Raw genomic sequence first — 23,999 nt, 5'->3', positions numbered from 1 at the left:
CATCGCACCGCCCATGCCCAAGAATAAAAAACCCGTCCCCCGCAAGAACGCCGTCGCTCCCGAAGACAAGGACGACGCGCTGGCCGCCACCCTGTGCGCGCTGGCGCTCGAGCTGTCCGAACAGGAAGACCACGACACCCTCGGCGACGAGCTGCAGCAGAAGGAACGGGACTTCGGGCGCCAGCTGCGCCGCCACCTGAACGCGAAGAACGACGACGTGCTGTACGGCGCCATCGACCTGGCCAGCCACGAGGACATCGGCGCCTACACGCTGCTGCGCGCGGCGGTGGAAGAAGCCGCGGCCAGCCTGGAGCTGCGCCGCGAGAATGCGCCGGCGATGGAGATCGATGCGTTCGCGATTCCCGTCTTCGTGCACAGCACCGGCGGCCTCGTCGAGGCCGAAGGATTCCAGGACGACGAAGCCTACGATGCGCTGGTCGACAGCATGAAGACGGCCGGCCTGGAAAGCCCGAAGGCGAAACTGGTGCTGCTGCGCCACGCGTACGACGCCGCCGAAGCCAGCCGCATCACCTACAGCCAGCTGCACACGATGGCGCGCGAGGCCGCCGCTGCCATGACCGACAAGAAGATGACGGAAGCGCCGGCCCTGCAGGCCAGCATCACGGGCTGGACGCCGGCGACGTTCGGCGCGCAGGACGAGGCCGTGGAGCTGCGCTTCCTGGTCGGCTTCTCGCTGAAGCGGGCCGACGATCCCTTCTACGCCGTGCCCGACGACGAAGCCGGCGCGGACGAGTGGTTCGCCACGCGCCTGACGCGATACCAGCAATGGACGGAAGATGCGGCGCCGCTGGTGGAGCGCCTGTTCGCACCAGCCGGTCGTGCGCTGCAGCTGAATTTTCTTTACCAGGACCTGTTCTTCGGCGCCCGCACGGGAGGCCTGGCCGAACAGGCGATGCTGGCGCTGATGGCCACGCTCGCCGCCGCCCTTGCCGCGCACGATGGCGCCACCCGTGCCGTCATCGGCCCGGCCGATGTGGCCGGCGACATGGTGCTGCGCGTGCAGCTGTACGGCGGCGACGCCGTCCTCGCCTCGGCCGACCGCCCCCTCGAACTGGGCAGCGACCTGGCCACCGAAGTGGACGACGTGCGCGACGCGCTGGCCACGCTGGGCATCGCCGACATCGCCGTCTGCGCCCGCTTCGACGCCGGCAACCAGCCCATCGATCCGCAGCCCGCCAGCTAACCACTGCCCAGCCCGTGTCCACTTCGGGGTCAGTCACGAAAGTTGACACGGCCTCGACCGTAAAGGCAGGTAACAGCTCAGCTCGTGTCTCGTTTGGTGACTGACCCCGATGTTGTTTGGTGACTGACCCCGATGTTGACACGGACTCGGCTACACTGCGCGTTTCAGCATTTCACGAAGGAAGCAACATGCCACGACCGTTATCCGCCCTTGCGCTGGGCCTGCTGCTGGCGTTCGGGTCCGTTCATGCCGCGGGCGTGACGGGCCGCGACGACGACGCGCCTGCCAAGGATGCCAGGCGCGACCTGCGCGAGCGCTACACCAAGTACGAGTACCGCATCCCGATGCGCGATGGCGTGCGGCTGTTCACGGTGGTGTACGTGCCGAAGGATGCCGGCCGCAGCTATCCGTTCCTGATGCAGCGCACGCCGTACAGCGCGGGCGTGAACACGGAAGCCGGGCTGCGCTACGGCGCCGACTTCATGCCCGAGCACATCGGCCCGTCCGCCGAGTTCGAGGACAGCGGCTACATCTTCGTGAAGCAGGATGTGCGGGGCCGCTTCATGTCCGAAGGCAAATGGCAGGAGATGACGCCGCACGTGAAGGCAGCACGCGCCGCCGGCGAGGGCAACGAGAGCCAGGACATGCACGACACCGTCGAGTGGCTGCTGAAGAACGTGCCGCACAATAACGGTAAAGTCGGCATCTACGGCATCAGCTACCCGGGCTTCTACACGGCCGCCAGCATCATCGATTCGCACCCGGCCATCAAGGCCGCCTCGCCGCAGGCGCCGGTAACGGACCTGTACATGGGCGACGATGCCTACCATGGCGGCGCCTTCATGCTGGCCGCGAACTTCGACTTCTACTCGGCCTTCACGGAAGAGCCGAACCCCACGTCGCTGCCGAAGGCGTGGGGCGAGTTCGACTACGGCGTGGCCGACGGCTACGACTACTTCCTGCACCGCCTCACGCTGTCGAACATCGCGTCGAGCCTGACGGAGAAGCAGCGCGTGCTGTTCGCGCCGATGATCGAGAACACGACCTACAACGACTTCTGGAAGAGCCGCAATATCGGCCCCCAGCTGAAGAACGTGAAGGCAGCCGTGCTGACGGTGGGCGGCTGGTTCGATGCGGAAGATCCGCAGGGTCCGTTCACGGTCTACCAGTCGATCAGGAAATACAACCCGTCGACGGTGAACGGCCTCGTCATCGGGCCGTGGGTGCATGGCGGCTGGGCCGGCGGCGAGGGCAAGAGCCTGGGCCGCGTGCAGTTCCACCAGAACACCTCCGAATACTTCCGCAAGGAGATCCAGCTGCCCTTCTTCGAGCAGCACCTGAAGGGCATCAAGCCGGCGCAGCCGCTCGCCGAAGTGACGGCCTTCGAGACGGGCACCAATGCCTGGCGCAAGTACACCGCGTGGCCGCCGCAGCAGGCGAAGACGCAGATGCTGTACTTCGGCGCGAACGGCGGCCTGGGCTGGCAGAAACCCGCCACGCAGCCGGCCACCGATGCCGGCTACGACGAGTACGTGAGCGATCCGAAGAAGCCGGTGCCGTTCGTCGGCTACCCCGTGCTGGGCATGCCGAAGGAATACATGGTGTCCGACCAGCGCTTCGCCGCCACCCGGCCCGACGTGCTGGTCTACCAGACCGCGCCGCTGGAAGACGACGTGACGATCGCCGGCCCCGTGACGCCGAAGCTGTTCGTGTCGACCTCCGGCACGGATGCCGACTGGGTCGTGAAACTGATCGACGTGTACCCGGACGAGTATCCGGACCCGGCCCCGGCCCGCGAACGGGGCAAGGACGTGCCGCCGCCGGCCGCCACGATGGCCGGCTACCAGCAGCTGGTGCGCGGCAATCCCCTGCGCGGCAAGTTCCGCAACAGCTTCGAGCGCCCGGAACCGTTCGTGCCGGGCCAGGTGGCGCAGGTGAGCTACCACCTGGGCGACGTGAACCACACGTTCCGCCGCGGCCACCGCATCATGGTGCAGGTGCAGAGCTCGTGGTTCCCCCTGATCGACCTGAATCCGCAGACCTTCCTGGACATTTCGAAGGCCACGCCGGAGGATTTCAAAAAGGCGACCCAGCGCGTCTACCACGCTCCCGAGACCCCGTCCGGCCTGCAGGTACTGGTGCTGGGATCGGAGCGGCCGGCGCGCTGAAACGCCTTTGACACGCGCCCCGGCGGGGGCGATACTGCTTCCACGAAGGCGTTGCCGATGGAGGCGTGCCATGAAGTATTCGTTCCTGCTGAGGGCCGCCGCCCTCGCGATCGTCCTGATGGTGCTGGCCTGGCTGTCCGCCTGCGCCACCCGCCCCGCCGCCGAAGCCCCGCCCGCAGCGCTGTTCGCGGACGAGCGCTTCGCCGCTTCCACCGTCCAGCTGGATGAAGCGGCCATCTTCGCCCTCACCCCCGGCATGGTGGACTACACGACGGACGTGGTGCGCCAGCGCCGCGGCCGCGAGCTGCGCCGCGCCCTGTTCGAGGCGCTGTACCGCCGCGACCAGCTCCAGCTCGAATACGATTCGGCCAGCACGCGCACGGCCGCACAGGCCTTCGCGGCGCGCCAGGGCAACTGCCTGTCGCTCGTCATCATGACGGCGGCGCTGGCCCAGGAGCTGAGCATTCCCGTGGTGTTCCAGAGCGTGCCCACCGTCGACACGTGGAGCCGTAGTGGCGACCTGTATTTCAACAGCGGCCACGTGAACCTGAAGCTGGGCCGCGCGCTGCGCGAGGACGTCGGCACCTACGATCGGGACAACTACCTGGTGATCGACTTCCAGCCGCCGCCGGAGGCGAAGCTGACCGAAGGCACGGCGATCGGCCGCCACACGGTGGTGGCCATGTTCATGAACAACCGTGCGGCCGAAGCGCTGGCCAGGGACCAGTTCGACGATGCCTACTGGTGGGCACGCCGCGCCGTGGCGGCCGATCCGGGCCTGGCCTACGCGTACAACACCCTGGCCGTCGTCTACCGCCGCCATGGCGATGCGGACATGGCGGAACAGACGCTGCGCCACCTGCTGGCGCGCGAACCGGACAGCACGCTGGCCCTGTCGAACCTGGCGCAACTGCTCGATGCGGCAGGCCGCGCGGAAGAAGCCCGCACGATCCGCACGCGCCTCACGCAGCTGCAGCCGGTGGCGCCGTTCTACTACTTCAACCTGGGCCGGACGGCGATGGCGCTGGGCGACTACCGCCGCGCCCGCACGATGTTCGAACGCGAACTGCGCCGCGATCCCACCTATCACGAATTCCATGCGTGGCTGGCTGCCGCCGAAGCCCAGCTGGGCGACCTGAAAGGCGCCAACGAGCACATGAAGCAGGCCATCGCGGCCAGCACCACCCGCGCCGATCACGCGCTGTACGCGGCCAAGCTGGACCGGCTGCGCGCCGCATCGGCCCGCCAGCGCTGACGGGTTGACGTTCAGGACAAAAACCCGCGAGCAACGTCTCTGACGAAAACGCAACAGGACCCCACGCTCCATTGCGTTTGGCGGTAGACTTGCCTCATGGGTACATCGAGAAAAGTGGCCGCCGCCGTCGGCATCGTGGGTTTCGTCTGGGCCGGCATGGTTTCGGCCATCGCGGCAGGCCAGCGCAAGCTGCTGTTCAATCCAACGCTGGTCCGCGAGGTACAGAGCCCGCGCAGCGCCGGCCACCGCACGCGCGCCGTGGTGCTGCGCGCGCATGACGGCACGCGCCTGGCCGGCTGGCTGATGACGCCGAAGACGCCCGGCCCGCATCCCGCCGTCGTGTATTTCGGCGGCCGTTCGGAAGAAGTGTCGTGGGTGGTGCGCGATGCCGGCAACCTGTTCCCGGACATGACGGTGCTGGCGATGAACTACCGCGGCTATGGCGATTCGCGCGGCGAGCCGGGCGAGGAGTTCATGATCGACGATGGCTGCATGCTGTACGACTGGCTGTGCGCGCGCCGCGACGTGGATGCCAAGCGCGTGGCCGTCGTGGGCCGCAGCCTCGGTTCGGGCGTGGCCGTGCAGGTGGCCAAGGAACGGCCGGTGCAGTCGGTGGTGCTGATCACGCCGTACGACTCGATCGTGGCGATCGCACAGCGCAAGTTCCGCGTGGTGCCCGTCACCTACCTGCTGCGGCACCGCTTCGAATCGGTGAAGTACATGTCGCTGCTCTCCAGCGCGATCTACATCCTGCGCGCCGCGTCGGACGACGTGGTGCCCCACTCGCATACCGATTCGCTGGTGGCCGGGCTCACGCGCGTGCACCAGGACGAGATCATCCCGGAGTCGGACCACATGAATATCCCCTACCTGCCGCTGACGCAGCAGAAGATCGCGCAGTTCCTGACGACGCAGTTCGCGCAAACGCAGGCGCTCCCGGACACGGCGTCCACGGCGGCCTGACAGGATCGGGAAGAAAAGGAAGGGGACAGCGCCGGCGGCAAGGACGAGAATGCCATGCCGTCGCTGCGCTGTCTGAAACGCACGGGCCGCTCGGGCCGCTGTGCTGGTACCGCGTTAGCGGCGACGCTGCGGGTATTGCGGCGCCGGGCCGGTGCGCTTTTCCAGGTGACGGAAAGTGATGCGACCCTTGTTCAGATCGTAAGGCGACATTTCCAGCGTCACGCGGTCGCCTGCGATGATGCGGATGTGATTCTTCTTCATTTTGCCGGACGTGTAGGCCACCAGCTGGTGCCCATTGTCGAGGTCGACGCGGAAACGCATTTCCGGCAGGATTTCCGTGACGAGACCGTTCATTTCAATCAGTTCTTCTTTAGCCATATTCCCTTTCGCGAGTTTTCTATGGACGCCCTGACCAACGGGCGGGGTGCTGCGCTAACAGATAAGGAGCTCGCCCGCAGATGCGCAGGAAGTATATATAAGGGCGAACCGAAGAAAAAAAAGCCCGCTCGTGCGGGCTTCGTTTCAATGTAATACCAACGCTTGCATCGCGGTTTCAGCCCATGCTATCTGCATGGTGCGAAACACCGGGGCGCCCGGGCTATCTGCCTGGTGCGGCCGGAGTGTAATCCGACAAAAGACTGGAACAACAATCCCTGCGACTTGAGGCTTTACCCCTGGCGCTCAGCGGCTTTACACCCGCCTGCATCGCACCTGTCGAAAGGAACTGGTGTCATCAAAAACTCCACCAGCGAACGCAGTATAGCACAGATATTTTTGTGCGGTGCACAAATGCGCGTATTCCCGCTCTGGACGTTGCATCCGATCCACGTTATCTCCTGTTTGACGAAGAGAGCGCAAGAATGCTCGCATGCGATTCGAACCGCTCAATGGATTGATCGAACCGGCCGGGTTTCAAGCAGTCCGCCGATTTTATCGGCCGGTCGATTGAGCGCTTGCGACGCAAAAATCACGCTTTTGCTCATGCATTTTCAACTTTGCGACCGGTGCTGTTTCAGTCATCCGTTTGAGCGGTCCGCGATTGACGGTGGCATTCAAAGCTTCCACCATCGGTCACGTTTGCAAGCCATCATGGGCTGGCAAACGCGCAAAGGTGGAGACTTATAAATAAAAGTTGGCCCGACAATATGGGAGAAAACATGCGACAAGCAAGGCGCCGTACCCAAGCTAACACCCCGCGGCAACGTTCGATTTCCGCACTGCTGGCCGTGGCCAGTCTCGGCAGCATCGCCGCCAGCGCCGCGGCCCAGGAGGCGGACACCGTTCCCGCCACCGCCGAGGAAAACAAGGTCGTCGTCACGGGCACGCGCCTGGTGAACCGCGGCTTCCTGGCGCCCACGCCCGTTACCGTGCTCGATGCGCAGGAGCTGAAGGTGACGGGAACACAGAATCTGGAAACGCTGCTCACCGACACGCCGCAGTTCACGGCGAACCAGTTCAGCAGCCCGACCGCGAACACGATGCAGGCCGGCCAGCCGTCCGGCACGGCCACGCTGAATCTGCGCAACCTCGGGCCGACCCGCAACCTGGTGCTGGTCAACGGCCGCCGCTTCGCCATCACGGGGCCGGACTTCACCAGCGACATCAACACGATTCCCGCGGCACTGGTCAAGCGCATCGAGACGGTCACCGGCGGCTCCTCGGCCGTGTACGGTTCGGATGCCATCTCCGGCGTCGTCAACTTCATCCTGCGCGACAATTTCCAGGGCGTGGAGGTGAACGCTCAGCGCAGCTGGGACCAGCCCACTCGCACGCCCACGAACAGCCTGGACCTGACGGTGGGCGGCAACTTCGCCAACGGCCGCGGCAATGCTGTACTGTCGGTGAACTACCTGAACCGCGAAGGCATGACGCGCGAGGAACTGGGCGGCTATTCGCTGCCCACGCTGGGCGATGGCTGCGTGACGGCGGCCTCGTGGTCGGCGACGGGACCCGGCACGCCGCTGGCCGTGCCGGGCGGCCAGACCTGCCTGTCCGCCGGCGGCCGGCCGGGACTCGTGTTCACGGGGTCGTCCACGGTGCCGAACGGGCGCATCGGCAACCTGCCCGTGATCGGCTCGGCCTCGTCCAACCCTGCCCTCGACGCCGCCCTGCGCGCCGCCGGCCTGCAGGGCATGGGCACGCTGGGCGCGATCTTCGATGCCAGCGGCAAGGCGATCCGGCCGTACACCACGAACGATGCCTACGACCTGGGCCCCCTGTCGTACATCGTCACGCCGCAGAAACGCTGGATGGGCAATGCGTTCGCCCACTACGACCTGACCGAGCACGCCACCGGCTACCTGGAGATGCACTACAGCAGCAACACGGCCAAGGTGCAGATCGGCCCGACGAGCGCCAGCGGCAACTTCCTCGTCAACACGAACAACCCCTACCTGAGCCCGCAGGTGCAGGAAGTGTTCCGCCAGCTGGACCTGCGCGAGACGGGCCGACTGACCGCCACCAACGGCTCGCAGAGCCTGACGACGGTGGCCGGCGATGGCCTGGCCCTCGTCAACCTGAACCGCCGGCTGTCCGATATCGGCACGCGCGTGGGCGACACCGATCACTCGGTGTTCCGCCTGGCGGTGGGCGTGCGGGGCGACCTGCCGAGCGTCGCCGAGAACTACCTGAGCGACCTGAAATACGACGTCTACTACACGCATGCGCGCACCACCGAATCGCAGCAGCAGGCCGGCTCGATCTCGCTGAGCCGCTTCCAGAACGCGCTGCTGTCGCAGGGCGGCGCGGCGCCGGTGCTCAATCCCTTCGGCCAGAACATCAGCCCGGCCGCGCGCGACGCGATCCTGATCTCGTCGAATTCGGACATCGTCGCCGAGCAGCAGGTGCTGTCGGCCAACGTGACGGGCAAGCTCGCGGAGCTGCCGACCGGGCCGGTGGACTTCTCGGCCGGCTTCGAGCGCCGCCACTCGTACAGCAAGTACACGCCGGATGCCTTCCTGGCCTCGGGCGACGTGTCGGGCTGGAACGCGGCGCGGCCGACGGAAGGCGATGCCACCGTCAAGGAGTTCTACGGCGAGGCGCGCCTGCCGCTGCTGAAGGACAAACCGTTCGCCAAGAGCCTGAGCGTGAGCGGCGCGTTCCGCCATTCCGACTACGACGTGGAATCGGTCGGCAAGGTATGGACCAGTTCCATCGGCACCGAATGGTCGCCCGTGGACAGCCTGACGTTCCGCGTGCAGAAGCAGAAATCGATCCGCGCGCCGAACGTGGGGGAACTGTACGGCGGCCAGGGCCGCAACGGCCCGATCGCCACCGACCCGTGCTCGGCCCGCGCACCGGCCGGCCAGCAGACGGCTGCCGTGCGTGCCCTGTGCGCGGCCACCGGCGTGCCGGCCAACCTGGTGTTCGACCAGTCCGTGCAGCCCACCCAGTTCCTCACGCAGATCACGGGCGGCAATCCCAACCTGGAAGCGGAAACGTCGCACACCACCACGATCGGCGCCGTGTTCACGCCGACCGCGCTGCGCGGCCTGCAACTGAGCCTGGACTACTACAAGATCACGCTGGACAAGGCCATCTCCACGCTGGGCGGCGGCGGCATCCAGTCGGTGCTGGACCTGTGCTACAACACGATCCAGAACGCGGACAGCGTGTACTGCCGGGCCATCAACCGCGATCCCGTCACGGGCCAGATCGCCGCACCCACCTACGTGATGACGACGGCCGCCAATATCGGCGGCATCAAGACGCAGGGCGTGGACCTCGCCGGCCACTACGGCTTCGCGACGAACTGGGGCCTGTTCGGCAATAGCTCACGCTGGAACGTGGACACCAACTGGACCTATGTCGACGAGCTGACGTTCACGCCGATCCAGGACATTCCCGACGTGACCAACGAGTGCGTGGGCACCTGGGGCGCTACCTGCGGCCAGCCCGTCTCGAAGTGGAAGGGCACGGCGCGCGTGACGCTCAACACGGGCAAGGTGATGCTCTCCGCGCGGGCCCGCTACAGCAGCAGCGTGACGAACGATGCGTACGTGATCCCGCTGCGCCGCGGGCAGACGCCGCCGGCCTACGAGTCGCTCACCAATCCGCGCATCGGCGGCTACACCTACCTGGACCTGACGGCCGGCTACGACTTCAGCAAGTCGGTCAACTTCACGGCCGGCGTGCGCAACGTGACGGACAAGGAGCCGCCGGTGCTGGGCTCGACGCAGCTGCCGTCGAATAACTCGATCTCGGCCAGCTACGATCCTTTGGGGCGCACGTTCTTTGCGGTGGTGAATGTGAAGTTGTGATGCGGGTAATGCCGGCGCAAGGCTGGGGTCAGGCACCGCGGCATGCGCTGCGATTGCTTCAGGCGCATCGAATGGCGGAGCCAGACCCCGGTGTGCCCGCATTCTTTGCGACTTCGTGTGAAAGGCTGGGGTCAGGCACCGCGGCATGCGCCATCGATGCTTCTTGCGCATCGATGGCAGTGCCAGACCCCTGCTCGCTGGCGTTCCTTGCGACCTCGCGGGGAGATCAGGTCAACGCACAGGCACCCGGTGCGATCAGCGCCGGCCGGGCATCGCTGCCGCTGGTGGTGAACCGCACGCGCTGCAGCGTCAGGTGCCGCACGTTGCGGGACCACAGGCCGTAGGCGGGCATCACGGGCGTGAACATGTGCGGGTCCGGATACAGGCCGCGGCCATCGGGCACGGCGGCGGGATCGGGTGCCGGGCCGGCAGCGGCGGTCATGCCGAGCGCAACGTCGCGTAGCAGCACGTGCTCGATCGGCCGTTCCGGGATCGCCGTGAAGAAGGACCCGCGCACGCCATTGTCCGTGCCGCCGATGCGGTCGTAGACGATGTGGCGCAGGATGCCCGGGCCGGGCTTCGGCTGTTCCGGCCGCACGCGCCCGCGGTCGCCCAGGATCAGGAACAGCGGGCTCTCGGCGCGCACGATCTGCGCGTCATGCACGACGATGCGTTCCAGCGTGCCGCCATCGACCACTTCCCATGAAATGCCGCCATCGGCCTTGCGCCGGTTGATCGCGCGCATCGACGACGATGGCCCGCCCAGGGTCACGTTCCGCACCAGCACGTTACGGAAGTCGCCCTGCGAATCGGTGCCGAACTTGAGGGCATTGCAGGTGCTGTAGAACTCGCAGTTCTCGATCAGGATGTTCTCGCCGGCGCGCTGGCTGGCGCCCTTGAAGCACAGGCCGTCGTCTTCCGCGTTGATGAACACATTGCGCACGATGACGCGGCGGCAGCCGTCGATATCGAGGCCGTCGTTGTTGTGGTTGACCTGGTTCTCGACATGGATGCCGTCCACGATCAGGTCCTCGCAGTTCAGGTAGTTCTGCATCCAGCAGGGCGAGTCGCGCATGCGCAGGTCGCGGATCACCACGTTGCGGCAGTCCAGCATGCGGATCAGGAACGGCCGGCCCGGCGTCGAGCCGGTGGTCTGCTCGCCGGGAAAATTGTCCTTCGTACCGCGGCCGTCGATGGTGCCCGCGCCGCACAGGCCCACGCGCTCGCAGCCTTCGGCAAAGATGAGCGACTGGTTCATGCCCATATTGCTGTCCTGGACCGTGGGGCGGCGCGCCTTGCGTTCCGGGTAGTCGGCCAGGTCGGTGCTGGCCAGCAGCCGGCTGCCCTTGGCGATTTCCAGCATCACGCCGGAGCGCAGGTCGATGGTGCCGCTGACGTAGTCGCCGCGTGCCAGGCGCACCGTGCCGCCACCGGCCGCCGCGCAGGCCTCCACCGCGCGGCGGATCGCCTGCGTGGCGAGCTGTCCTTGCACATGGCCATACGACTCCGGCTCGAACACGCGCTGCGGTACCGGCCACGGGACCAGCGTGCGCGTGAGCTGCTGCGCCATCGCGTCCAGGTCGTGGCGCAGCCCGTCGGCCCAGGCGGGCGCCTCGCACTCCGCGGCCGGCGCAATGGCCGGCAGCAGCGCCATCGCCGCGGCACCGCCGAGGGCCTGCGCCAGCTTGCGGCGCCGGGGATCGATCGTGGTTGTATTCGTGGTTGCCATGCCCGTGGTTGCCCTCTCCGTCGTTTCAATATGCGTCTTTGCCGTCATGGGCGGTCTCCTAGTGGACGATGCGGACGCGGAACCAGTCCACGTCGATGTAGTTCTGGCGGATCCCGTCCTGGGGGCGCTCGGCCCTGGCTTCATCGGCATCGGCACGGATGTAGGTGAACAGCGCCGGCCGGCTGCCCTTCCACCACGAAAACGGCGCCAGCGGCGTGACGGAACCGGCCTCCTCGAAGGGGCCCTTGGCATCCAGAGCGTACGAAAACTGCACGGTCTGGTCGGCGCGCACATCGGCGCGCAGGACGATGCTGCCGCCCTTGATCGCCACGCCGCGGGTCTCTTCCCCCGCACTCGCGTAGGTCACGTAATTCACGCCACCTTCGCGCACGATGCCGACCCAGGGCACCTTCACGCCGAACAGCGACAGGCCGGCGCGCTGGCCTTCCGCCATGCCGGCCAGTTCGATGCGGGTGGTGAATTCCGCGGCCGGACCTTGCAGGATCTGCGTCAGCGTGTTACGCGCGCCGACGAGGTGGCGCGCCCGGTTCGCTTCGATGCGCAGGAAGCCGGGCCGCTGCGCGAGGCTCCAGCGGGCATTGTCAGGGTTGTGGTTCCATGACCATTGCAGTCCCAGGGTGCTGCTTGAGAATTCATCCGAATCCTGCAGGCGGAACTCGGGCGACTGCCTGGCGGTAAGCGGCACCGGATGCGTGAGCACCGGCAGGCCCTTCTCGCCCATGACGGGCCAGTCGTCCTGCCACGTCACGGGTTGCAGGTGCGCGATGCGGCCGAACGCACCGGTGCTGTTGAAGTGCACGAACCAGCCCTGCCCGGCCGGCGTCTCGACATAGCCGCCCTGGTGCGGGCCCTTCAGGCCGTTGCCGGGATTGAGCACGTTGCGGAATTCGTACGGCCCCTGGATCGTGCGTGAGCGCAGCACGGCCTGCGGTCCGGTGCTCACCCCGCCGATCGGTGCGAAGATGTAGTAGTAGCCGTTGCGCTTGTAGACCTTCGGCCCTTCCAGCACTGGCAGGTTGACCTTGTCCTCGACGATGGTGGTGCCGGCATCAAGGAGTGCCGTGCCGTCCGGGCGCATCGCGTGCAGCACGATCGGGCCGGCGCCCACTTTCGAATGCACCAGCCAGGCCTTGCCGTCGTCATCCCAGAACGGGCAGGGATCCTCGTAGCCCGGGCCCGCCAGCACGGTGACGGGCGCTGTCCACGGTCCGGCCGGATGGGCGGCGGAGCTCATGAAGATGCCTTCGTCGGGCGTGGCCCAGTAGACGTAGAAGCGGCCCTCGTGCTGCCGGATCGACGGCGCCCACACGCCGCCCGCGTAGCGCATGCCCGCACCGACCGGCTTCGACACACTGTCGGTCAGCGTATAGGGCGGCACCATGTCGTAGGAAGGATGGAAAGGCAGCCGGTCCAGCACGTGGCCGACGATCTTCCAGTGCACCAGGTCCTTCGACTGCAGCACCGGGAGACCGGGCGAGAAGTGGAAGCTGGAGGCGACCAGGAAGTAGTCGTCGCCGGCGCGGATCACGTCCGGATCGGAATAGTCGGCGTGGAGGATGGGGTTCGTGTACTGCGCGGCCGGTGGCGGTTCGGCGGCGGCCACGATGCCGGACAGCGCCAGACAGCAGCCGCCGGCCAGGCGTGCGAGTGCGCGCGACAGGGTCATACGGGTCTCCGTTATTGTTCGGTACTGTTATTGCTTGATACTTGGCCGCCACGGCCGCGGCGGCGCCCCCTATCAATACAGGGAGCGGCGGCAGGATGCAAGCGACGGGAGGAAATGCGCAAGGAGCTGATTGCAATGGGCGGCCAGCGCCCCGGCCTTGCGATTCAGGCTACGGGCTGCGCCCAGACGCAGCCCTGCGAACGGAAGTAGCGTTCCAGCGCCTCGACGGCACCCTGCGGATCGGCCAGCGCCACATAGCCGTCCGGCCGGAGGAGGTAGAGCGCGTCGCGGGCGAACCCCGCTTCATGATGCGCGGGCGTCCACGCCAGCACGTGCAGCGGCAGGCGATGCCGCTCGCACCACGCGGTCAGCGCTTCGGTGGCGGTGCCATACACGTGGACCTGCCACGCGCCGCTGTCGAGCGGGCCGAAATTGTCGCCCGCCGCGCCACGCACCCAGGGTAGCCGGTCGCCGCCATGCACCTCGCCGGCCCTGCCCTCGCTCAGCGGGCTGTCGCGATAGTGCAGCATCGTCTGCGACACGGTGCGGAACAGGAACCCGCGCGCCTCATCGAGGCTGCTGGCCAGGCTCACGAAGGTGGGCAGGATGTGCGTCTTGATGAAGTCCGCGATATGGCCCTCGCTCGTGGCCAGCGTGAACACGCGGTCGGTGGTAGCGACGAGGCGACGCGCGAATGCCTGGCGTTCCAGCGCGTAGCTGTCGAGCAGGCGGGCCGGCGCGCGGGCGTGGATCACGTCGGCCAGCTTCCACGCCAGGTTGTTCGCATCGAGGATGCCGGTGTTCATGCCCTGGCCGCCGGCGGGACTGTGGATGTGGGCCGCATCGCCCAGCAGGAAGATGCGGCCACGGCGAAACGCTTCCGCGACCCGGTGATGCACCCGGTAGGTCGAGAACCAGTGGACCCGGTGGACCTGCAGGCCAAGGCGGCCGATCGCATCCTGACGGACATCGTCGAACGTCAGGGTGTCGGCCTTCTCCGCGCGCTCGTCCCGCACCGTGCCGATGAGGCGCTTGCGGCCTTCTTTCCCGTACGGCAGCAGCAGCGCGAAGTCGCCGCTGTCCAGCGCCACGTGCAGCTCATCGGCCGGCGCGAGGCCATCGGCTTCCACATCGGCCACGTAGAACACCTGCTGGTAGGTGCCGCCCTCGAAGCCGGTGCCCAGCTGGTGACGCACCGTGGAGCGCGCGCCATCGCAGCCGGCCAGGTAGGCAACAGTGACCGCCTGCTCCGATCCATCGGGCAGCTTCAGCCGCACGGCGACGCCATCCTTGCTCTCCCCGAACGCCATGAGTTCGGTGTTGCGCTCGACATTCACGCCCATTGCGGCCAGGTGCTCGATCAGCAGGCGTTCATGCTGGTCCTGCGGATAGACGGCGATGAACGGATACGGCGTGAGGCCGGCACCCGCGTCGGCCAGATCGACGCGTGCGCGGTGCTGCCCGCGTGTCCACAGGTTCAGCGCGGGATTCAGGTGGGCCGCCGCGACGACCGGCCCGGCCAGCCCCAGCTGGCGGTACAGCTCCAGCGTGCGCGCCTGGACCACCATGGCGCGCGACGTCTCGCCCGGCCCCGCGCTCTTGTCGACGATGCGCACCTGGATGCCGAATTTCGTCAGCCACAGGGCCAGCGCGAGCCCGGTCGGGCCGGCACCGGCGATCAGGACGTTTTCCATAGGGCTACCTCCACGGCGGGAACAGGATGGTGCAGCCATTCTATGACTGGTGGTGGGGAAGTCAACGCATGGGACGCGGCTTGATGGCCGGGCACGGGAAAGGGTTGCTCCGGATAGCCGGCTGCGTGTGCTTTGCCCCCCCCCATGATCCACTCCTGTCCAAAAGAGTCTGCAGGTTGGCGCACGGCATTGAAGAAAAGTTCGCTTTAGACTTTTGGCCTCAAACAAGAAGCAGCTTTAGACTTTCGTCCGGACTTTCCAGGCGATGTTGGACGGCGACCCGCAAGTTTCAGAGCGGTTTAGAGCGAAATGGCGGAAAACCGGCACGTTTAGACAGGGTCGAACATTCGGATTACCCAAAGTGTCTCGGCGAGTTACTCAACAGTATCGGTGCTGCCAGGAGGATCGGGCTGCGGGCCGCCGCGACAATGGGCCACGGCGCGTCGAATAGTCCAAGGCGCTGGCGCCAGCCTGTCAAACGTCACAGCAAGGAGCCTTGCCGTTGCGGCTGTGGCGCGAAGGCAGCGTATTCCACCAGCTGTCGCCACACCTGGAGCTTCTGCTCGAAGCTCATCGCCATATGCGCGGGTGAACTCGACGGCAGCACCACCGTCCGATACCCCTGCGCGGCGAACTGCGGCGCGAACTTGCCGGAGGTCTGGCCATTGAAGCCCACCGTTTCCAGCCGCGGGCACAGATGCTTCAGACGTTCGAAATCGTTCGCCGCCGGATTGCGGATCGCCGAATCCAGGCTGCCCTCCCGCTCGCAGGCGCCCAGCACATCCCACAGGCCGAAGCGGTGCGAGCGGAGGCGCGGCAGCCGCTCGGCGTATGGCAGCGCCGCCAGGTCTTCGCCGACCAGTGCGGAGACGAGGCGCCAGAACTGGTTGCGCGGGTGGGCGTAATACTGCTGCGCGGCCAGCGAAGCGGCGCCAGGGAAGCTGCCGAGGATGAGGATGCGCGTATCGGTATCGAGCACCGGCGCCAGGCCGGCAAGGGGAAGAGAAGGCATGGGCCGATTGTAGCTTCCAGCGTGGCGTGGACCGCGCAGGCGAGAACGCGGGCTGGCGCCGGCCGCAGCTGGCGGTAGAATGAACTCGACAATACGCCACGATGACCGGGACCATGGCAGACATTGCGTCGAGGTACGCCACAAGGCACCGCAACAACGCGCCACGAACCCGCTCATCGAAGCACGACAACACCGACGGAGATTCCCATGACCGAACCGCGCACGATTGACACCCTGCTCGCCCGATACAGCGAAAGCCACCGCAATCCCGCCAACGAGCTGATCCACTTCGTCTGCGTGCCGGTGATCGTGCTGTCGCTGCTCGGCATGTTGTGGTGGGTGCACCCGCTGGTGGCGGTGGCCGGCGCGGCGGCGGCGCTGGCGTATTACTGGACGCTGTCGCGGCCCTTCGCGGCCGGCATGCTGGTGATGGGACTGGTGATGCTGGGGATCCTGGCCTCGCTGCCGCCGATCACGGTGCTGCCGCTGTCGATCGCGATCTTCGTGCTGGCCTGGGCCGGGCAGTTCATCGGCCACCTGATCGAGGGGAAGAAGCCTTCCTTCCTGGACGACCTGCGCTTCCTGCTGATCGGTCCCCTGTTCGTGCTCGGGTTCCTGTACCGCCGTTTTCGCGTGGCCTACTAGGCGAGGCTTACAGCGGCGTGGCCAGCCGCAGCGTCGGCCAGGGCGCCGCATCGCCGGTCGTCACCACCGTCAGCATCAGGATGGCAATGTAAGCCAGCACCGATGCCACGATCCACTGCAAGCGCCTGTCCATGACCACCTCGCGAAAATTAGTTTTTGAATAATAATTTCTATTGTCCCCCCATTGCCATTAGTGCTGCGCGCATTGTGGAGGCTCAAGTGGCGCGGGCGAAACAGCAACAGCTCCCTGGCGATCCAAAGCGGTCAATGCCTTAGGGAAAGGGCAGGAAAGCACGTATACTTCCGCGATGCCCTCTTCCCTTCTCTTCATCATCGCCTGCCTCATCTGGGGTTCCACGTTCTGGGCGATCACCCTGCAGCTGGGCGACATCGCCCCTTCCGTCTCCGTCGTGTACCGCTTCGCGCTGTCATCCGCCGTGCTGTTCGCCTGGTGCAAGCTGCGGGGCGACAAGCTCATGCTGCCATGGCGCGCGCAGCGCTGGACGATCGTGCAGGGCTGCGCCACGTTCGGCGTCAGCTATATCTGCACCTACACGGCGGAGCAGTACCTCGTGTCGGCACTGGTGGCCGTGCTGTTCGCACTGATGGTGTTCTGGAATCCGCTGCTGAACCGGCTGATCCTGGGCACGCCGCTCACCTGGCGCACCTGGGTGGCGGGCGGCGTGGCGGTGGCCGGCGTGGTGCTGCTGTTCTGGCAGTCGATCGGCGGCGCCGTGCGCGAGATCCTGGCCGGCAGCGACAATCCGCACAGCCATTACCTGCTGGGGCTGTTGCTGGCGCTGATGGCGACGATCGCCAGCGCGGCCGGCAACGTGATGGTGGTGCGGGTGCGCGAACACGCGCCGAACGTGCTGCTGACAATGGCCTGGGGCATGCTGTGGGGGACGCTGCTGGTAGCGGCCTGGGTGTTTGTTACGGGCCAGTCCTTCGTGCTGCCGACCACCGCGCGCTACTGGGCCGGGCTGCTGTACCTGGCGCTGTTCGGTTCCGTGATCGCGTTCGCCTGCTTCTTCACGCTGATCGACCGCATCGGTTCCAGCAAGGCCGTCTACATCGGTGTCGTCACGCCCGTCATCTCGGTGCTGCTGTCGATCCGCCTCGAACATTTCCGCCCCGGCCCCATCGAGTGCCTGGGCATGCTGGTCTGCCTGGGCAGCGTGGCGTGGGCATTGAAAGCCCCGGCAGCGAAGCGCCCGGCACCTGCCATCATCGAACCCGAACCATTGAAGAAAGTCTCATGAGCCAGCTGCATATCCGCCCCGCCCAACCCGACGACGTGTCCGCCATCTTCGCGATGATCCGCGAACTGGCCGTATTCGAGAAGCTGGAACACATGGTCATCGCCGACGAAACGATGCTGCACGACGCGCTGTTCGGCGTGCGGCCGCCGTGCGAAGCCATCGTAGGGGAAGAGGCAGGCGGCACGGTCGTCACGTTCGCCCTGTTCTTCCATAACTTCTCCACCTTCCTGTGCCGCAAGGGCCTGTACCTGGAGGACCTGTACGTGAAACAGGATCGCCGCGGCCATGGCTACGGCAAGCAGATGCTGGCCGCGCTGGCGGCGCTCGCGGTGGAACGCCAGTGCGGCCGCTTCGAATGGTCGGTGCTGGACTGGAACGCCAATGCGATCGCGTTCTACCAGAAGATGGGCGCCGAGGTGATGCCGGACTGGCGCATCTGCCGCGTGACGGGCAGCGCGCTGACAGAGCTGGCCGCCGGCTAGCGAGCGCGCAAAAAAAACGCCACGCCGCAGGTGGATCACGGCGTGGCCTCGAACCCAGGTGTCAGTTGGGAGGGGAGATGAATCAACGGCTTCAATATAGTCCGCCCGATTCCGTCCCGCGCTGGCCTTTACAAACGGTTACCAGGCACTGGTATTTGCTTACACCTTGCGGGTTGCGCCCTGCCGGTTCGTGAACCGGCGCTCCAGCAGTTCGAACAGCAGTTGCGTCAACAGGGCCAGCGCCGCCGCGGGAATGGCGCCGGCCAGCATGGTGGCGTTGTCGTTCAGCGCCAGGCCCGTGGTGATCCGTTCGCCATAGCCGCCGGCACCGATGAAGGCGGCGATCGTGGCCGTGCCCACGCTCATCACGGCGGCCGTCTTCACGCCGGCCAGGATGATCGGCAGCGCCAGCGGCAGGTCCACATGCCACAGGCGCTGGCGGGGTGTCAGGCCCAGTGCCAGCGCGGCCTGGCGCAGGCCGGGCGCGACACCGAGGATGCCGGTGCAGGTGTTGCGCACGATGGGCAGCAGCGCATACACGAACAGCGCAACGAGCGCGGGCACCGTGCCGATGGTGCCGAGCAGCGGAATGAGCATCGCCAGCAGCGCCAGCGACGGCACGGTCTGCAGCACGCCCGTGAAGGCCAGCACCGGCTGGCGCAGGCGCGGCTGCAAGGCGGCCAGCACGCCGAGCGGGATGCCCGCGACGCACGCCAGCAGCACGGACAGCACCACCAGCAGCACGTGCTGGCCCGTCAGGCGCGCCAGGTCGTCGCCGAACAGCACGTCCACGAACGAGGCGCGCGCCGGCTTCTGCGCGGCGGCGGTTTGATTCCCTTTCATGAGCCAGTTCTTCGCCACGGCGGCAAACGGCTGCCCTGCCAGTTCGGCGGCGGCGTTCATGGCGATCATGTCCCGTTCCGTGATCTTCCCTTCCAGCGCGGCGATGGCCTGCCACGCCCGCGGGAAGCGGGCCGGCGTATCCAGGCGATACAGCAGCATCGCATCGTAGCGGGGGAAATAGGCGCGGTCGTCGCGCAGCACCTTCAGGTGGTAGCGGGCGATCTTGGCATCGGTCGAATAGATGTCGATCACGTCCACCTGCTTCGCGGCCAGCGCCTCGTAGGCGATGCCGTGATCGAGGCCGCGCGGCTGCTGCGCCAGGCCGTAGCGCTGCGCCAGTCCCGGCCAGCCATCGGCGCGGCCGATGAATTCATGGGACAGGCCGAAGCGCAGTTCCGGATGGCGCGCCAGGTCGGACAGCGACTGCAGGTCCGCATCGCCGCGCACCGCCAGCGCATAGGTGTTGTTGAAGCCGAGCGGTACGGCAAGGCCGAGGCCCATCGTCGCGAGCGCGCGGCGCATCTCGTCCAGCGTGGCAGGCTTCTTGTTCTGCAGGATCTCCTGGTCGATCGTGCCCACGTATTCCGGGTAAAGGTCGATGCTGCCGTTCTTCAGCGCGGCCAGCACGATCGCCGTGTTGCCCAGCCCCTGGCGGTGCTCCACCTTCACATGCGGCGCCGCCGTCTGCGTCACCAGCTCGGACAGGATGTAGCCTTCGGTGAAGCGCTTCGAGCCGATGCGCAGCGTGCCGTCGTCCGCGAGGGCGTTGAGGCCGAAGGAGAGGAGCAGGAGTGCGAAGAAGGCCCTCATGCAGGCACCACGGCGTGCCGCCAGACACCGCCATTGACGACGCCCGCGCACGGGTTGAAGCCCATCGCGTAACAGAGGTCCGCCGGACGCTCGATGCGCCACAGCGCGAAGTCGGCGCGCTTGCCGGTTGCCAGGCTGCCGATCTCGTCCTGCAAACCGAGCGCACGCGCCGCGTGGATCGTGGTACCGGCCAGCGCTTCCTCCGGCGTCAGGCGCCACAGCGTGCACGCCATGTTCATGGCCAGCAGCAGGGAGGTCAGCGGCGAGGTGCCGGGATTGCAGTCCGTGGCGACGGCCATCGGCACGCCGGCGGCGCGCAGTGCCGCGACGGGCGGCGGTGTGGTATCGCGCAGGAAGTAGTAGGCGCCGGGCAGCAGCACGGCGACGGTGCCGCTGGCGGCCATGGCTGTCATGCCCTCCTCCGTCAGGTGTTCCAGGTGATCGGCGGACAGGCCCCGATAGCGTGCCACGAGTGCCGCGCCGTCCTGGTCCGACAGCTGTTCGGCATGCAGCTTGACGGGCAGGCCATGGCGCTGGGCGACGGCGAACACGCGTTCCGTCTGCGCGGCCGTGAAGCCGATCCGCTCGCAGAACGCATCCACGGCATCGATCAACCCTTCGGCTGCCAGCGCGGGAATCATCGTGCAGACCAGGTCGATGTACGCGTCCGCCCGGCCCGCATACTCCGGTGGCAGCGCGTGCGCACCGAGGAAGGTGGTGGCCACGCGCACCGGCAGCACCTGCGCCACCCGGCGCGCCACGCGCAGCATCTTCGCCTCGCTGGCCAGGTCGAGGCCATAGCCGGACTTGATCTCGATGGTGGTCACGCCTTCGGCCAGCAGGCTGGCGATGCGGGGCAGGCTCTGGCGCAGCAATTCTTCTTCGCTGGCGGCGCGGGTGGCGTGCACGGTGGCGGCGATGCCGCCGCCGGCCCGTGCGATGTCCTCGTAGGTGGTGCCATTCAGGCGTGCCTCGAATTCGTCGCTGCGGTTGCCGGCGTGGACGATGTGGGTGTGGCAGTCGACCAGGCCCGGCGTGAGCCAGCAGCCTTGGCCATCGCGCACTGCGCCTGCTTCGCTTGACGGTAATTCGGACTGCGGGCCGAGCCAGGCGATGCGGCCGTCGCGCACGGCGATCGCGCCGTCCCGGATGATGCCATCCTGCCCTTGCGTGGCCAGGTGGATGTTCGTGATCAGCAGGTCCCATCCGTTCATGCGTTGCCCATCTCTTTCAATCGGTTTCGTTCAATCGTCTCCTCCGCCAATGATGTCGACGATGAACACGGTGGCGCGCGGCGCCTCCAGGGTCCAGGTTTCCTCGCGGTCGAGCACCACCGCATCGTACCGCACCATCGACATCCGCTCCCGCGCGCTGTGCACGGTGAGCGTTTCGCCTTCGGCCAGGAACAGCACCGTCAGCGCGCTGCGGCGCTCCAGCAGCGAATAATCGGTGACGATGCGGCGCTCGACCTGGTGCGAGCAGCGCGCGCGGCGCGTCATCACGTTGAAGTCCGTCGTGGGGCTGCCATCGACCGTGGCGGAGACGGCGATCTCGCCGGGGAAGGCCACCACCGGCTCCCTGTCGCTGAGCGCCACCTGCCGCTCGTTGCCCACGTCGAGCACCACGCCCCCGCCATCGACGAGCGACAGCGTGCGGTCGACGCCGGGGAAGAGGGAGAACGGCCCGCTGTGCGCGATGGTGGCCAGGCTGATGCGGAAGTCGAAGTCGTCCAGCGTGGCGCCCGGCGGCGAGGCCAGGATCTCGGTCGTGCACCCGCCGCCGTTCTTCCAGGGCGTGGGGTTCAGGCTTGCGTACTGGATCAGCATCGTCATGATGGCAGCTCACGGAGTTCGGCCAGCGTAGAGCGAAAGCGCGTGGCGATGGCCTGTTGCGCCACGTGTTCACGGCCGCGCACGACCCACCGTCCGCCGGCCAGTACATCCTGCACCAGATTGTCGTTGCCGCCGAAGACGAAGCCGTTCAGCGTGGCCGGTGGCGGCGCCACGTTCGGATGCGCGGCATCGAGCACCAGCAGGTCCGCCACGCAGCCCGCCGCCAGCGCGCCGACCTTGCGTCCCGCGGCCTGCGCACCGCCGGCCAGCGCGGACTGCCACAAATAGTCGCCCACGCGCCGCTCCTGCCGCGACACGGCCAGGTTGCGCCGCCGTGCCGCCAGGCGCTGGCCGTATTCGAGCCAGCGCAGTTCCTCCACCGGGCTGGTCGACACATGGCTGTCGCTGCCGATGCCGAAGCGCCCGCCCTGCCGCAGAAACGGCGCCAGCGGGAAAAGGCCGTCGCCCAGGTTCGCCTCCGTGCTGGGACAAAGCCCCACCACCGCACCACTGGCCGCCAGGGCCGCCACCTCCTGGTCGTCGAGGTGAGTTGCATGAACGAAACACCACCGCGCGTCCACCGCCATAGTATCAAACAGAAAAGACACGGGACGGCGCCCGGCATGCGCCAGGCACTGCCGCACCTCGTCCTCCTGTTCGGCGATGTGCAGGTGAATCGGCCGATCGCGCGGCACCGCGCCCACCAGCGCGCGGATGTCGTCGATCGAGGCGGCGCGCAGCGAATGCGGCGCCACGCCCACTTCGACCAGCGGGCTGCGCAGCGGTTCCAGCGCCGCCACGATGGCCAGCACATCGTCCACGGTCGAGGCGAAGCGGCGCTGCTCGTCGCGCAGGGGCTTGGCGCCGAAGCCGGCATGGCGATACAGCACGGGCAGCATCGTGATGCCGATGCCGGCCTGCGCCGCGCCGGCCAGCACGCGGCGCGCGGTCTCGGCCACGTCGCCGTACGGGGCGCCATCCGGCGCGCGGTGCAGGTAATGGAATTCGCAGACGGACGTGTAGCCGTGCCGCAGGCACTCCACGAACAGCTGCGCGGCGATCGCCTCCATCTGCGCTGGCGTGATGCGCAGCGCCGTGCGGTACATCAGGTCGCGCCAGGTCCAGAAGCTGTCCGGCCCGTCGCCGGCGATTTCCGTGAGCCCGGACAGCGCGCGCTGGAAGCTATGCGAGTGCAGGTTGACCATGCCGGGCAGGACGTACTCGGCGCGCTCAACACCGGTCGGCGCCACGGCATCCGGCGTGACGGCGGTGAACCGGCCCGCGTCATCCCACGCCAGCAGCACGTTGCGGCACCAGCCTGCCGGCAGCAGCGCGTGGCTGGCGAACAGCTTCATGTGGCTGGCCCCGCAGCTGCCGTCCACTCTGCGGCAGCGCGCAGCATCCGCCCCAGCAGCGGCTGCACCTGCGCGGCGCGGTCGGGGCGGTAGGCGAACGGCGGCGCCTCGTCCATGTACGTGTCCTGGCACATCTCCAGCTGCAGCGCATGGATGCCCTGCTCCGGCCGGCCGTAATGCCGCGTGATGTGGCCGCCCTTGAAGCGGCCGTTGACGGCCACCGTGTAGGCCGATGCCCGCGCCAGGGCGGTGACGGCATCGGCGAGACCGGGGGCGCAGCTGGTCCCACCGGCCGTGCCGAAATTCAGGTCCGGCAGCCTGCCCTCGAAGAAGCGCGGCACGACGGAGGCGATGGAATGGGCTTCCCACAGCACCACGCGGCCATGCAGGTGCAGCAGCCGGTCCAGTTCCCCGCGCAGCTGCGCGTGGTAGGGCTGCCAGTACCGGGCGAGGCGGCGCTGCACCTCGTCGTCGTCCGGCGCGTGGCCCGGCTGGTACAGCGGTTCGCGCGCGAAGGTGTCGAGCGGGCACAGGCCCGTGGTATCGAGGCCGGGATACAGATTGGTGTCTTCCGGCGGCCGGTTCAGGTCGATCACGTAGCGCGACCAGCGGCCCGCGATGGTCGATGCACCCAGCTCGCGCGCGAAGGCATACAGTTCGGGCAGGTGCCAGTCCGTATCCGCCTTGCGCAGCGCGGCGGGCGTCATCGTGGCGGCGATATCGGCCGGGATCTCCGTGCCCGCATGCGGCATCGAGACCAGCAGCGGGAGGGTGCCGGCGGTGAAGTGAAAGTCCACAT

At 67.3% G+C, this 23,999-nt stretch carries 19 protein-coding genes; 8 read left to right on the top strand and 11 right to left on the bottom strand.

Annotated elements, in window-relative coordinates; all coding sequences use genetic code 11:
* Window positions 1-13 precede the first annotated feature (13 nt).
* From IP91_RS10260 to IP91_RS10245, 4 genes are all read left to right on the top strand, one after another.
* Window positions 14-1,204: a hypothetical protein gene (locus tag IP91_RS10260; protein WP_145648880.1), complete on the top strand. Its 1,191-nt coding sequence runs from the start codon at window positions 14-16 to the stop codon at window positions 1,202-1,204.
* A gap of 188 nt (window positions 1,205-1,392) precedes the next feature.
* The gene (locus IP91_RS10255; RefSeq protein WP_145648879.1) at window positions 1,393-3,372 is read left to right on the top strand and encodes a CocE/NonD family hydrolase; all 1,980 of its coding nucleotides are present in this window, start codon (window positions 1,393-1,395) and stop codon (window positions 3,370-3,372) included.
* 70 nt (window positions 3,373-3,442) lie between these two features.
* Window positions 3,443-4,627 (top strand): tetratricopeptide repeat protein, encoded by a 1,185-nt coding sequence (locus IP91_RS10250; protein ID WP_145648878.1) that lies wholly within the window; start codon window positions 3,443-3,445, stop codon window positions 4,625-4,627.
* A 96-nt stretch (window positions 4,628-4,723) separates the two neighbouring features.
* Window positions 4,724-5,590, top strand: coding sequence for an alpha/beta hydrolase (locus tag IP91_RS10245; RefSeq protein ID WP_145648877.1), 867 nt, complete (start codon window positions 4,724-4,726; stop codon window positions 5,588-5,590).
* Between the two features lie 114 nt (window positions 5,591-5,704).
* On the opposite strand, the gene infA is transcribed toward IP91_RS10245, so the two are convergent.
* Window positions 5,705-5,968: a translation initiation factor IF-1 gene (infA, locus tag IP91_RS10240; protein ID WP_145648876.1), complete on the bottom strand. Its 264-nt coding sequence runs from the start codon at window positions 5,966-5,968 to the stop codon at window positions 5,705-5,707.
* A 779-nt stretch (window positions 5,969-6,747) separates the two neighbouring features.
* Here infA and IP91_RS10235 point away from each other — a divergent pair.
* Window positions 6,748-9,849, top strand: a complete 3,102-nt coding sequence (locus IP91_RS10235; RefSeq protein WP_145648875.1) for a TonB-dependent receptor domain-containing protein — start codon at window positions 6,748-6,750, stop codon at window positions 9,847-9,849.
* Between the two features lie 226 nt (window positions 9,850-10,075).
* Here IP91_RS10235 and IP91_RS10230 read toward each other — a convergent pair whose 3' ends face one another.
* The 4 genes from IP91_RS10230 to IP91_RS10215 all read right to left on the bottom strand — a co-directional run bounded on the left by IP91_RS10230 (window position 10,076) and on the right by IP91_RS10215 (window position 15,971).
* The gene (locus tag IP91_RS10230) at window positions 10,076-11,578 is read right to left on the bottom strand and encodes a glycoside hydrolase family 28 protein (protein ID WP_145648874.1); all 1,503 of its coding nucleotides are present in this window, start codon (window positions 11,576-11,578) and stop codon (window positions 10,076-10,078) included.
* A gap of 58 nt (window positions 11,579-11,636) precedes the next feature.
* Complete coding sequence (locus IP91_RS10225) at window positions 11,637-13,265, bottom strand: glycoside hydrolase family 43 protein (protein WP_145648873.1); 1,629 nt, start codon at window positions 13,263-13,265, stop codon at window positions 11,637-11,639.
* Window positions 13,266-13,429: 164 nt separating this feature from the next.
* On the bottom strand, window positions 13,430-14,959 hold the full coding sequence (locus IP91_RS10220) for an FAD-dependent monooxygenase (RefSeq protein WP_145648872.1): 1,530 nt from the start codon (window positions 14,957-14,959) through the stop codon (window positions 13,430-13,432).
* 481 nt (window positions 14,960-15,440) lie between these two features.
* Window positions 15,441-15,971, bottom strand: coding sequence for a DNA-deoxyinosine glycosylase (locus IP91_RS10215; RefSeq protein ID WP_145648871.1), 531 nt, complete (start codon window positions 15,969-15,971; stop codon window positions 15,441-15,443).
* A gap of 207 nt (window positions 15,972-16,178) precedes the next feature.
* Here IP91_RS10215 and IP91_RS10210 point away from each other — a divergent pair, with 207 nt between their 5' ends.
* The gene (locus IP91_RS10210) at window positions 16,179-16,616 is read left to right on the top strand and encodes an Mpo1 family 2-hydroxy fatty acid dioxygenase (RefSeq protein ID WP_145648870.1); all 438 of its coding nucleotides are present in this window, start codon (window positions 16,179-16,181) and stop codon (window positions 16,614-16,616) included.
* Window positions 16,617-16,623: 7 nt separating this feature from the next.
* Here IP91_RS10210 and IP91_RS26630 read toward each other — a convergent pair whose 3' ends face one another.
* Window positions 16,624-16,749, bottom strand: coding sequence for a hypothetical protein (locus tag IP91_RS26630; RefSeq protein ID WP_259772456.1), 126 nt, complete (start codon window positions 16,747-16,749; stop codon window positions 16,624-16,626).
* A gap of 175 nt (window positions 16,750-16,924) precedes the next feature.
* On the opposite strand from IP91_RS26630, the gene IP91_RS10205 reads away from it, so the two are divergent.
* Both IP91_RS10205 and IP91_RS10200 read left to right on the top strand, forming a co-directional pair.
* Window positions 16,925-17,878, top strand: a complete 954-nt coding sequence (locus IP91_RS10205; protein ID WP_145648869.1) for a DMT family transporter — start codon at window positions 16,925-16,927, stop codon at window positions 17,876-17,878.
* Window positions 17,875-18,360: a GNAT family N-acetyltransferase gene (locus IP91_RS10200; RefSeq protein ID WP_145648868.1), complete on the top strand. Its 486-nt coding sequence runs from the start codon at window positions 17,875-17,877 to the stop codon at window positions 18,358-18,360. Before IP91_RS10205 ends, IP91_RS10200 begins: the two co-directional genes overlap by 4 nt.
* Before the next feature lie 159 nt (window positions 18,361-18,519).
* Here IP91_RS10200 and IP91_RS10195 read toward each other — a convergent pair whose 3' ends face one another.
* From IP91_RS10195 to hutG, 5 genes are read right to left on the bottom strand one after another with little or no spacing between them, the layout of a single operon-like run.
* The gene (locus IP91_RS10195) at window positions 18,520-20,013 is read right to left on the bottom strand and encodes an ABC transporter permease/substrate-binding protein (RefSeq protein WP_145648867.1); all 1,494 of its coding nucleotides are present in this window, start codon (window positions 20,011-20,013) and stop codon (window positions 18,520-18,522) included.
* A complete protein-coding gene (hutI, locus tag IP91_RS10190) occupies window positions 20,010-21,227 on the bottom strand; it encodes an imidazolonepropionase (RefSeq protein ID WP_145648866.1) in 1,218 nt (405 codons plus the stop codon). The genes IP91_RS10195 and hutI overlap by 4 nt, the downstream gene beginning before the upstream one ends.
* 30 nt (window positions 21,228-21,257) lie before the next feature.
* Window positions 21,258-21,845, bottom strand: coding sequence for a HutD/Ves family protein (locus IP91_RS10185; protein WP_145648865.1), 588 nt, complete (start codon window positions 21,843-21,845; stop codon window positions 21,258-21,260).
* Window positions 21,842-23,200, bottom strand: a complete 1,359-nt coding sequence (locus IP91_RS10180) for a formimidoylglutamate deiminase (protein WP_145648864.1) — start codon at window positions 23,198-23,200, stop codon at window positions 21,842-21,844. The genes IP91_RS10185 and IP91_RS10180 overlap by 4 nt, the downstream gene beginning before the upstream one ends.
* Complete coding sequence (gene hutG, locus IP91_RS10175; protein ID WP_145648863.1) at window positions 23,197-23,997, bottom strand: N-formylglutamate deformylase; 801 nt, start codon at window positions 23,995-23,997, stop codon at window positions 23,197-23,199. Before hutG ends, IP91_RS10180 begins: the two co-directional genes overlap by 4 nt.
* Window positions 23,998-23,999: the final 2 nt, after the last annotated feature.

Source organism: Pseudoduganella lurida (assembly GCF_007830455.1).
GTDB lineage: Bacteria > Pseudomonadota > Gammaproteobacteria > Burkholderiales > Burkholderiaceae_D > Rugamonas > Rugamonas lurida.
The sequence above is the reverse complement of the archived record's forward strand: the minus strand, read 5'-3'. Positions and strand labels throughout refer to the sequence as shown.

What these genes read in the sequence shown, in the direction of transcription:
- hutI (WP_145648866.1), bottom strand. Translation starts at nt 21,227, where the DNA reads ATGAACGGATGGGACCTGCTGATCACGAACATCCACCTGGCCACGCAA.
- IP91_RS10195 (WP_145648867.1), bottom strand. Translation starts at nt 20,013, where the DNA reads ATGAGGGCCTTCTTCGCACTCCTGCTCCTCTCCTTCGGCCTCAACGCC.
- IP91_RS10235 (WP_145648875.1), top strand. Translation starts at nt 6,748, where the DNA reads ATGCGACAAGCAAGGCGCCGTACCCAAGCTAACACCCCGCGGCAACGT.
- IP91_RS10215 (WP_145648871.1), bottom strand. Translation starts at nt 15,971, where the DNA reads ATGCCTTCTCTTCCCCTTGCCGGCCTGGCGCCGGTGCTCGATACCGAT.
- IP91_RS10260 (WP_145648880.1), top strand. Translation starts at nt 14, where the DNA reads ATGCCCAAGAATAAAAAACCCGTCCCCCGCAAGAACGCCGTCGCTCCC.
- IP91_RS10180 (WP_145648864.1), bottom strand. Translation starts at nt 23,200, where the DNA reads ATGAAGCTGTTCGCCAGCCACGCGCTGCTGCCGGCAGGCTGGTGCCGC.
- IP91_RS10255 (WP_145648879.1), top strand. Translation starts at nt 1,393, where the DNA reads ATGCCACGACCGTTATCCGCCCTTGCGCTGGGCCTGCTGCTGGCGTTC.
- IP91_RS10200 (WP_145648868.1), top strand. Translation starts at nt 17,875, where the DNA reads ATGAGCCAGCTGCATATCCGCCCCGCCCAACCCGACGACGTGTCCGCC.
- IP91_RS10250 (WP_145648878.1), top strand. Translation starts at nt 3,443, where the DNA reads ATGAAGTATTCGTTCCTGCTGAGGGCCGCCGCCCTCGCGATCGTCCTG.
- IP91_RS10220 (WP_145648872.1), bottom strand. Translation starts at nt 14,959, where the DNA reads ATGGAAAACGTCCTGATCGCCGGTGCCGGCCCGACCGGGCTCGCGCTG.
- IP91_RS10185 (WP_145648865.1), bottom strand. Translation starts at nt 21,845, where the DNA reads ATGACGATGCTGATCCAGTACGCAAGCCTGAACCCCACGCCCTGGAAG.
- IP91_RS10210 (WP_145648870.1), top strand. Translation starts at nt 16,179, where the DNA reads ATGACCGAACCGCGCACGATTGACACCCTGCTCGCCCGATACAGCGAA.
- IP91_RS26630 (WP_259772456.1), bottom strand. Translation starts at nt 16,749, where the DNA reads ATGGACAGGCGCTTGCAGTGGATCGTGGCATCGGTGCTGGCTTACATT.
- IP91_RS10245 (WP_145648877.1), top strand. Translation starts at nt 4,724, where the DNA reads ATGGGTACATCGAGAAAAGTGGCCGCCGCCGTCGGCATCGTGGGTTTC.
- IP91_RS10205 (WP_145648869.1), top strand. Translation starts at nt 16,925, where the DNA reads ATGCCCTCTTCCCTTCTCTTCATCATCGCCTGCCTCATCTGGGGTTCC.
- infA (WP_145648876.1), bottom strand. Translation starts at nt 5,968, where the DNA reads ATGGCTAAAGAAGAACTGATTGAAATGAACGGTCTCGTCACGGAAATC.
- IP91_RS10230 (WP_145648874.1), bottom strand. Translation starts at nt 11,578, where the DNA reads ATGGCAACCACGAATACAACCACGATCGATCCCCGGCGCCGCAAGCTG.
- IP91_RS10225 (WP_145648873.1), bottom strand. Translation starts at nt 13,265, where the DNA reads ATGACCCTGTCGCGCGCACTCGCACGCCTGGCCGGCGGCTGCTGTCTG.